This is a genomic window from Prescottella equi, assembly GCF_002094305.1.
Taxonomy (GTDB): domain Bacteria; phylum Actinomycetota; class Actinomycetes; order Mycobacteriales; family Mycobacteriaceae; genus Prescottella; species Prescottella equi.
This window is the reverse complement of record NZ_LWTX01000021.1, coordinates 1-8,873: the sequence shown is the minus strand read 5'-3', so window position 1 is coordinate 8,873 and position 8,873 is coordinate 1. Positions and strand designations below refer to the sequence as shown.

The following is an 8,873-nucleotide window of genomic DNA, read 5'->3' as shown; positions in this document are numbered from 1 at the left end:
GATGACGCCGCCCTTGAGCATCTCGGCCATGCCCCGCTTGACGCGCGCCGTGCCGGTAGTGGGGGTGGTGTCGGGGGTGCTCACAGCAAACTCCTGGGTTCTCGCCGGCTTCGGGGAAAGATCTGACACGCCGGGACCAGCCGAGCCTGTCTCGGACTCGTGGTGCCACAGCGCGTGGCCAATTCTATGACGACGCCGCCACCGCCCCCATAGCCAGTGCCCGATACCTGGCCTGTTGTGGCGACGGTCATAGCGAAACGTGCACTTCGGCGGCTCAGCGGATCGCGCGGACCTCGGGTTCGTCGACCCGGACCACGGCCATGTTGGCCTCGTCGAGCAACTCGGGCAGATCCTGCGGGTACACGGCCTCGCCACCGCCCTGGATCGCCCGGATCTCGGCGGGGGTACACCACCGGTGCTCGAGGATCGTGCGGCGTTCGAGGTCGGTGAAACCGCCTCGGTGCGGGACGAACTCCTCGGTGCGGACAGCGAAGAACAGTTCCTCGGAGCGGATCAGCTCACCGGCGAACGGGAAGATCGCCACCCGACGCCACAGCGGGCCGCGCAGGTCGTCGGGCTCCACCGTGAGACCGGTCTCCTCGTGGATCTCCCGGACCGCGGCGGCCCGCAGAGTCTCCCCTGTCTCGACGGCGCCGCCGATCGTGAACCAGAACGACGTGTCGGGCTTCTCCGGATCACGGCCGCGCACCAGCAGCACACGACCCCGGTCGTCGAGCATCACCACCCGTGCCGACGTGCGGATCTCGTCGAGCTGGAGATCGGGCTGCTCCCCGCGTTCCGCGATCTCGAAGTAGGTCGGCAGCGGCGCCGTGCCCCCGAGGTGCAGCCAGCGAACCGGCCGCCGGGTGCGTAGCGCCAGCGTGTCGCGGACGGCGTCGTTGTGAAACCTGCGCGCGATCAGCACGCGGGCCTCGGCGTCGGCCAGTTCGGCGACCAGCTGGGGTGGCAACGTGTGCGCGTCGAGAGTTGCCAGCGCCCCGGACAGGGCGTTCTCGGCGGACTCCCGCTGGGCGCGTTCGGCGCGTTCGGCCTGACCGGCGAGCGTCGACAGACGCCTGCTCTCCCCCGGAGCCGACGCCATTGCCGCCGCGATGGCGCGCACGACGACGGCCCGGCGAGCGAGTGCCGCATCCAGCGCCTGCCACGACAGATCGGACCGCACGTGCAGGCGATCCAGGCGGTTCGCGGTGCCGTACGCCCACGCGCCAACGATTGCGACGACTGCCGCGATCAACGCGAGGACCAGGATGGTCATTGCCGAGAAGGTCACGAACGCACCTCACGCACACCCGTCGAACCCACGGTCACGGTCTCGTACACCCGCAGGATCTGCTCGGCCACCACCGGCCAGTCGTACTCGCCGACGACGACACTCGCGACGTCGGTGAGTGCGCGCCGCCGATCCTCGTCTCCGAGTACGGAATCGATGGCGGCAGCGAGAGCCGCCGAATCGCCGACGGGGACGAGCAGACCCGCGGTGCCGTCACGCAGTACGCGGCGGAACGCGTCGAGTTCGCTCGCGACGACGGGCGCGCCCGCCGCCATCGCCTCGACGAGCACGATGCCGAAGCTCTCGCCGCCGAGGTTCGGCGCGCAGTACACGTCGACACTGCGTAGCGCCGACGCCTTCTCCGCGTCGCTCACCTGGCCGAGCAGGCGCAGGTGGCCGGCGAAGCGTCCGGCCTCCTTGCGCAGCTTCTCCTCGTCACCCCGTCCGACCACGAGGATCTCGAGGTCCGGGTACTTCTCGACCAATGTGGGCAGTGCGCCGAGAAGCACCGCCATGCCCTTGCGGGGCTCGTCGTACCGACCGAGGAAGAGCACGGTCCGGCCGGGCCGCGGGTACCCCGGCAGCGGCGCGGCGTTCGCGAACGCCGGCACGTCGACGCCGTTGGGAATCTCCACCGCGTCCGAGCCCAGGGATTCGACCTGCCACCGCCGGGCCAGTTCGGACACCGCGATCCGGCCGCTGATCTTCTCGAGGTACGGCTGGAGGACACTCTGGAAGGTGCTCAGCACCAACGACTTCGTGGTCGAGGTGTGGAACGTGGCGACGATGGGCCCCTCCGCGATCTTCATCGCGAGCATCGACAGGCTCGGGGCGTTGGGCTCGTGGATGTGCAGGACGTCGAAGTCGTTGTCGGCGATCCACCGCCGCACCCGCGCATACGAGACCGGCCCGAACGTCAGGCGCGCAACCGATCCGTTGTAGGGAATGGCGACCGCGCGGCCGGCCGAGACGACGAAGTCCGGCAGTTCCGTGCCCTCCGACGCGGGGGCCAGCACGCTCACCTTGTGTCCGCGCTCGATGAGCACCTGGGCGAGCTCGACGACATGCGCCTGCACACCGCCCGGTACGTCGAAGGAGTACGGGCAGACCATTCCGATCTTCATCGCGACTCCATGCGGGCACGACGGGACTCGGACAGGTCGTCGAGCCACAGGGGCTGGAGCATGTGCCAGTCCGCGGGGTGGGCGGCGATGTTGACCTCGAAGCGGTCTGCCAGCGCCTGGGTGGCGCCGCCGATTCCGGACGAGACGTCGATCGGCGGATCGATCGAGAAGCCCCAACCGCCGTCGGTGAACCAGCAGTGCACCGGCAGCAGCGCGGCCCCGGTCTCGATCGCGAGCTTGGCCGGCCCCGCGGGCATGCGGGTCGGTTCCCCGAAGAAGGTGACCGGCACGCCCTTGGCCGCGAGATCCCGCTCGCCGAGCAAGCACACGACCTTGTTCTCGCGCAGTCGTTTCGCGAGTTCCCCGAAGGGTGGCTGTTCGCCGCCGCTGAGCGGAAAGATCTCCATCCCGAGGCTCTCGCGATACGCCACGAAACGGAGGTAGAGCGACTCCGGCTTCAGCCGCTCGGCGACCGTCGACAGTCCACCCCACGTCTGGGTGCACCACACTCCGGCCATGTCCCAGTTGCCACTGTGCGGCAGCGCCAGGATGGCGCCCTTGCCGGCGGCCATCGCCTGCTCGAGATACGCCTGACCCTCGACACTCGAGTCGACAGCGGCCGCTGTCGCGGCCAGATCCATCGACGGCAGGCGGAAAGCCTCGCGCCAATACCGGGCGTAGGAGCGCAACGAGTCCCGGATCAGGTCGTCCGGCACGTCTTCCGGAGCCACTCCGAGCACGCGGGCGAGGTTGCGCCGCAACTGCTGTGGACCACCGTGCCGGCGCGCCGCGAAATCGGCACCCGCGTCGAACATCGCGACGGCCATCCGTTCCGGCAACGCCCGGACGACTCGCCACCCGCTGGCGTACCCGAGGTCGGCGGCCTTCTCGGCGACGCTCACGACGCCTCCCCCGCACCGGAGGGCTGCTCGTCGTTCTTGGGCGCGATGGGGAGGAGGTCACGGGCACCGGCGGAGTTCCGTACCGCGAGTACGCGCTGGAACACGGTGACGATGCTCGCGACGGCGAGGATCCACATCGCGACGTACACGGCCCAGTGCAGCCATGCGATGTCGAAATGCCCTGCGATTCCGGTGAACCCGGCACCGACCAGGACGATGATCAGCCGATCCGGTCGCTCGATGAGACCACCGTCCGCGGACAGCCCGCTCGCCTCGGCCCGGGCCTTGGCGTACGAGATCACCTGCGAACTCACGAGGCAGATCAGTGTCGCGATCAGCAGGCTCTTGCTGTTCTCGTGGTAGACCGCCCACCACGCGAGGCCCGAGAAGATGGCGCCGTCGGCGATTCGATCGCACGTCGCGTCGAGTACGGCGCCGTATCGGGTTCCGCCGCCGCGCGCACGGGCCATCGCGCCGTCGAGCATGTCGAACATGACGAAGAACCAGATGAACATGGTTCCCCAGAACAAATGACCGGAAGGGAACAGGGTCAGTGCGCCCGCGATGCTGGCGATCGTGCCGATCACCGTCACCGCGTCGGGTGTGAGCCCCGTCTTCACCAACGCCTTGCCCATCGGCGCCGTCACCTTGGACACCGACGCTCGACCGAAGAAACTCAGCATCCCTCTCCCCCCTTCCGCGACCTACCGCGGTACCGCGCCCCGGCGGACCCCGCATCCGATCCTGCCACGCGATTTCCCCGCCGGCCCTTGGCGATCACTCGTCCCAGGCCCCCGCGAGCAACGCCCGTGTCTCCCGCAGCAGCTGCGGCATCACTTTCGCACCCCCGAGCACGGTGATGAAGTTCGCATCGCCACCCCACCGCGGAACGATGTGCTGGTGCAGGTGCTCGGCGAGCGAACCGCCCGCCGCCGCGCCCAGGTTCAGACCGACGTTGAATCCGTCCGGATTCGAGACCCGCTTGATCACCCGGATCGCCTGCTGCGTGAACGCCATCAACTCGGCGCTCTCCTCGGGCGTGAGGTCCTCGAGCGCCGCAACCCTGCGGTACGGCACCACCATCAGGTGGCCCGGGTTGTACGGGTACAGGTTCAGGACCGCGTACACCGCTTCGCCGCGCGCGACGATCAGCCCTTCCTCGTCGGTCATCTTCGGGATCTCGCTGAACGGTCCCTCACTCGACTTCGACGCCTTGGGCGCCTCCGCGATGTACGACATCCGGTGCGGCGACCACAGTCGCTGCAAGCGGTCGGGATCACCCGGCCCGGTGTCGACGAGTGTGTCGTTGTCGGCGCTGCCGTCCGCTCGCTCGATCACTGGGCACCACCCACGAGTTCAGCTGTGGGCGACGCGTTCTCGCGACGACCGATCCAGGCAACGATGGTCTCGACGGCGTCCGCGACCGGCACGCCGTTGACCTGGGTGCCGTCACGGAAGCGGAAGCTGACCGCGCCCGCCTCGACGTCCCGCTCGCCGGCGAGAAGCATGAACGGCACCTTCTGGGTGGTGTGGTTGCGGATCTTCTTCTGCATGCGATCGTCGCTGACGTCGACCTCGGCGCGCACGCCTGCGGCCTTGAGCTGCTTGACGACGTCGAACAGGTGATCCTCGAACGCCTCGGCGACGGGGATGCCGACGACCTGGACGGGCGCCAGCCACGCCGGGAACGCGCCCGCGTAGTGCTCGGTGAGGACGCCGAAGAACCGCTCGATCGAACCGAACAGCGCACGGTGGATCATGACCGGACGCTGTTTGGTGCCGTCACTTCCGGTGTACTCGAGGTCGAAACGTTCGGGCAGGTTGAAGTCGAGCTGAATCGTCGACATCTGCCAGCTGCGGCCGAGCGCGTCCTGCACCTGCACCGAGATCTTGGGGCCGTAGAAGGCGGCTCCGCCCGGGTCCGGCACCAGGTTCAGGCCCGACGCCTCGCCGACCTCGCGCAGCGTCTCGGTGGCTTCCTCCCACAGCGCGTCGTCGCCCACGAACTTGTCGGGGTTCTTGGTCGACAGCTCCAGGTAGAAGTCGTCGAGGCCGTAGTCCTTCAGCAGGCCGAGCACGAACTTCAGCGTCGTGGTCAGCTCGTCGCGCATCTGCTCCTTGGTGCAGTAGATGTGCGCGTCGTCCTGCGTCATGCCGCGAACCCGGGTGAGTCCGTGCACGACGCCGGACTTCTCGTAGCGGTACACCGAGCCGAATTCGAACAGACGCAACGGCAGCTCACGGTAGGAGCGTCCCCGCGATCCGAACACCAGGTTGTGCATCGGGCAGTTCATCGGCTTGAGGTAGTAGTCCTGGCCCGGCTTGCGGACCGTGCCGTCCTCGTTCAGCTCCTCGTCGATATGCATCGCCGGGAACATGCCGTCCTTGTACCAGTCGAGGTGACCGGAGACCTCGTACAGATGTCCCTTGGTGATGTGCGGCGAGTAGACGAACTCGTAGCCCTCCTCGACGTGGCGCTTGCGGGAGTAGTTCTCCATCTCCTGGCGGATGATGCCGCCCTTGGGATGGAACACCGGCAGTCCCGAACCGAGCTCGTCGGGGAAGGAGAACAGGTCGAGTTCGGCACCGAGCTTGCGGTGGTCGCGGCGCTCGGCCTCGGCCAACAACTCGAGGTGCTTGTCGAGGGCCTCGGTCGATTCCCACGCCGTGCCGTAGATGCGCTGCAGATCCTCGCGGCTCTGATCACCCCGCCAGTAGGCCGCCGAGCTGCGGGTGATCTTGAACGCCGGGATGTACTTGGTGGTCGGAATGTGCGGACCGCGGCACAGGTCCTTCCAGATGACCTCGCCGGTACGCGGGTTGAGGTTGTCGTAGATGGTCAGCTCGCCGCCGCCGACCTCCATGACCTCGGGGTCGTCGATGCCCGACTTGTCGTCGATGAGCTCCAGCTTGAAAGGCTCGTTCGCGAGTTCGGTGCGGGCGTCCTCGAGATCCTCGACGACGCGGCGCGAGAAGCGCTGCGCATCCTTGACGATCTTCTTCATCCGCTTCTCGAGCTTTGCCAGATCCTCCGGGGTGAAGGGGCGCTCCACCTGGAAGTCGTAGTAGAAGCCGTCCTTGATCGGCGGGCCGATGCCGAGCTTCGCCTCGGGGAACTCCTGCTGGACGGCCTGCGCGAGCACGTGTGCGGCCGAGTGCCGGATCACGCTGCGCCCGTCCTCGGTGTCGGCGGCGACCGCCTCGACCTCGACATCGACGTCCGGCGTCCATGACAGGTCCTTGAGATTACCGTCGGCATCGCGGACCACGACGATCGCGTCCGGGCCCTTGCCGGGGAGTCCGGCATCGCGAACCGCCGTGCCCGCAGTGGTCCCGGCTGGCACCTGGACACGTGCGGCGGGGGTGACGGATGCGGGCGTGGTCACGGCGATGCGCTCCTATGTATGAGGGTGTGCCCCCGGATGAGGGGCGAACCCATGTTATCGGCACGGCCCGAAGCCACGTGGATCCGTCCCGCGGCCGGGTCACGCGAGTGCTACAGCGGACTCTCCAGCCACGGCTGCTCGAGCCCGACCCAGCCTCCGACCAACCCGAACGTTCCCAGGATCCACAAGGTCGCCAGTACTACGGCGGTGGTGAACAGCAGCCCGAGGAACTTGACGAAGGCGGACTGCTCCGAGAACCAGATCATGAATCGGTCGTAGCGGGCGCGGGCCCAGTGCAGGAGCCGGTACGCCCAGGCGAACTCGGAGGCGAGGATCCCCAGGCCGGCGAACACGATCAGCCACCCCGGTCCGGGATAGGGAATCGTGACGATGCCGACGGCGAGGACGAGCGCGCCGACGACACCGACGCCGATCCGATAGGCGAGGTTCAGTGAGGTGTTTCGCGCGATTCGCCGACGCCACCGCAACCAGCGATTCTCGACCCGCTCGATCGGACGGAATCCGTCGCGCTCGGAGGACTCCACCGGCCCGCCTCCGTCCGCGGGCTTGCTCACCGCCTGACCGTCCATGATCCGCACCCACCGTCGCGTCGCCGTCCCTACCGGCTCGCACACCGGTGTATGTCGAGCGTACCGACGCGCACATACCCGCCGGAATGTCGATTCGGGAGAAGTGGACCTCCAGTGGGACCCCATCCGCGATAGTGAGCCGATGCCGACGTTCAAGACCCAACACACAATCGCGACAGTTGCCGCTGCCGGCTTCCTCCTCGCTCTCACTGGTTGCGCCTCGGGGCAGTCCGATTCTCCGGGCACCCAACCGACGGGGATCAGCTCCCAGGGCACCGGCACGATCACGGGAACACCCGACACGTTGACGGTGGTGCTGGGAGTACAGACCCAGGCCGCCGAGGCGCAGGCCGCGCTGCAGGACAACTCGCAGCGGGCCACTGCCCTGATCGACACGCTCGAGAGCAAGGGTGTGGCCGCCGAGGACATCAGGACCAGCGAGCTGTCGGTGAACCCGACGTGGGCGCCGGGTGGAGCCGGTATCGACGGGTATCAGGTCACCAACCAGGTGACCGCCACCCTGCACGACGTCTCCCAGGCCGGTGCGGTCATCGACGCGGCCGCCTCTGCCACCGGTGACGCCGTTCGGGTACAGCAGACGAGCTTCTCCATCTCCGACGACAGCGAATTGCGCGCCGAGGCACGCAGTCGAGCCGTACAACAGGCCCAGGACCAGGCTCGGCAGATGGCGGAGGCGGCCGGAGTGGAACTCGGGAAGGTCCGCTCGATCGTCGAGGTGCCGCCGCAGGCGGCAGGATCACCGTCTCCTTACATGCGCACACCCGACATGGCGCTTGCGGACGCCGTGCCGATCCAGCCGGGCTCGCAGGAGCTGAGCGTGAACGTCGCGGTCACATACGACATCCGCTGATCCCCCGGCACGCCCGCGCGACCGCGGGCTGCGGGCTGCGAAAATGCAGAAAAGCCCCGTCCGGATTCCGGACGGGGCTTTTCGGTGTGGTCCCGGCTGGGATCGAACCAGCGACCTCCCCGGTGTGAACGGGACGCTCTTCCACTGAGCCACGGGACCGAACCGCGCCGAATGCTCGCGGTCGAACGAGACGAAACACTAACACGCACTCGCGCCGAACACGAATCCCCTGGTTGTCATTCATTTCGGCCCCGCCGAACGCGCCTCGACTCGCCCGACCGGGCACCCGGCCGGCAGCTTCGCGCACGCGCTCGCGCACGTGTACGCGTGCGGGGACCAGGCAAGCTTGGGCACACTTGCCGGGGCGGCGACCGACCCCACGTCGGCCACGAAATCACCGACTACGGATACATCGGGCCATGGATGACGGATTTCGAGACGACCAGTCCGTTATCGCGCAGTTTCGCCGGTCCACCATCCTCCCGAAAGCTGCCCTCGAACCCCTGTTTTCTACTCTGACCTGCCGATTTGTGCCTTTCTCAAATGGTCCGCTAATGTTCTCACCGCACCGGGAAAGCGGAAACGCCGAACCGGAGCTGCACCGGAGAGGCCGAAACGCCCCGCCGGAGCGAAATGCGGATGTAGCGCAGCTGGTAGCGCATCACCTTGCCAAGGTGAGGGTCGCGGGTTCGAATCCCGTCATCCGCTC

General features: G+C 67.7%; 8 protein-coding genes and 2 tRNA genes. 2 read left to right on the top strand and 8 right to left on the bottom strand.

Annotated elements, in window-relative coordinates; all coding sequences use genetic code 11:
• Window positions 1–274: 274 nt before the first annotated feature.
• The 7 genes from A6I89_RS24190 to A6I89_RS24160 all read right to left on the bottom strand — a co-directional run bounded on the left by A6I89_RS24190 (window position 275) and on the right by A6I89_RS24160 (window position 7,302).
• Window positions 275–1,291 carry an NUDIX hydrolase gene (locus A6I89_RS24190; protein ID WP_044990907.1) on the bottom strand — a complete coding sequence of 339 codons (1,017 nt, stop codon included), beginning with the start codon at window positions 1,289–1,291 and terminating at the stop codon, window positions 275–277.
• On the bottom strand, window positions 1,288–2,415 hold the full coding sequence (locus tag A6I89_RS24185; protein WP_005513550.1) for a glycosyltransferase family 4 protein: 1,128 nt from the start codon (window positions 2,413–2,415) through the stop codon (window positions 1,288–1,290). The genes A6I89_RS24190 and A6I89_RS24185 overlap by 4 nt, the downstream gene beginning before the upstream one ends.
• Window positions 2,412–3,317, bottom strand: coding sequence for a phosphatidylinositol mannoside acyltransferase (locus tag A6I89_RS24180; RefSeq protein ID WP_022595611.1), 906 nt, complete (start codon window positions 3,315–3,317; stop codon window positions 2,412–2,414). The genes A6I89_RS24185 and A6I89_RS24180 overlap by 4 nt, the downstream gene beginning before the upstream one ends.
• Window positions 3,314–4,000: a phosphatidylinositol phosphate synthase gene (gene pgsA / locus A6I89_RS24175; RefSeq protein WP_022595610.1), complete on the bottom strand. Its 687-nt coding sequence runs from the start codon at window positions 3,998–4,000 to the stop codon at window positions 3,314–3,316. Before pgsA ends, A6I89_RS24180 begins: the two co-directional genes overlap by 4 nt.
• 94 nt (window positions 4,001–4,094) lie before the next feature.
• Window positions 4,095–4,655 carry an ATP adenylyltransferase gene (locus A6I89_RS24170; RefSeq protein WP_022595608.1) on the bottom strand — a complete coding sequence of 187 codons (561 nt, stop codon included), beginning with the start codon at window positions 4,653–4,655 and terminating at the stop codon, window positions 4,095–4,097.
• The gene (gene thrS / locus A6I89_RS24165; protein WP_022595607.1) at window positions 4,652–6,703 is read right to left on the bottom strand and encodes a threonine--tRNA ligase; all 2,052 of its coding nucleotides are present in this window, start codon (window positions 6,701–6,703) and stop codon (window positions 4,652–4,654) included. Before thrS ends, A6I89_RS24170 begins: the two co-directional genes overlap by 4 nt.
• 110 nt (window positions 6,704–6,813) lie before the next feature.
• Window positions 6,814–7,302, bottom strand: a complete 489-nt coding sequence (locus tag A6I89_RS24160; RefSeq protein ID WP_044990905.1) for a TIGR02611 family protein — start codon at window positions 7,300–7,302, stop codon at window positions 6,814–6,816.
• Window positions 7,303–7,435: 133 nt separating this feature from the next.
• Here A6I89_RS24160 and A6I89_RS24155 point away from each other — a divergent pair, with 133 nt between their 5' ends.
• Entirely contained in the window at window positions 7,436–8,164 is a 729-nt protein-coding gene (locus A6I89_RS24155) for an SIMPL domain-containing protein (protein ID WP_044990928.1), read from the top strand.
• An 87-nt stretch (window positions 8,165–8,251) separates the two neighbouring features.
• Here the strand turns inward: A6I89_RS24155 and A6I89_RS24150 are convergent.
• Window positions 8,252–8,323 (bottom strand) — tRNA-Val (locus A6I89_RS24150).
• A 476-nt stretch (window positions 8,324–8,799) separates the two neighbouring features.
• Between A6I89_RS24150 and A6I89_RS24145 the strand changes: the two genes are divergently transcribed.
• A tRNA-Gly gene (locus A6I89_RS24145) sits at window positions 8,800–8,872 on the top strand.
• Window position 8,873: the final 1 nt, after the last annotated feature.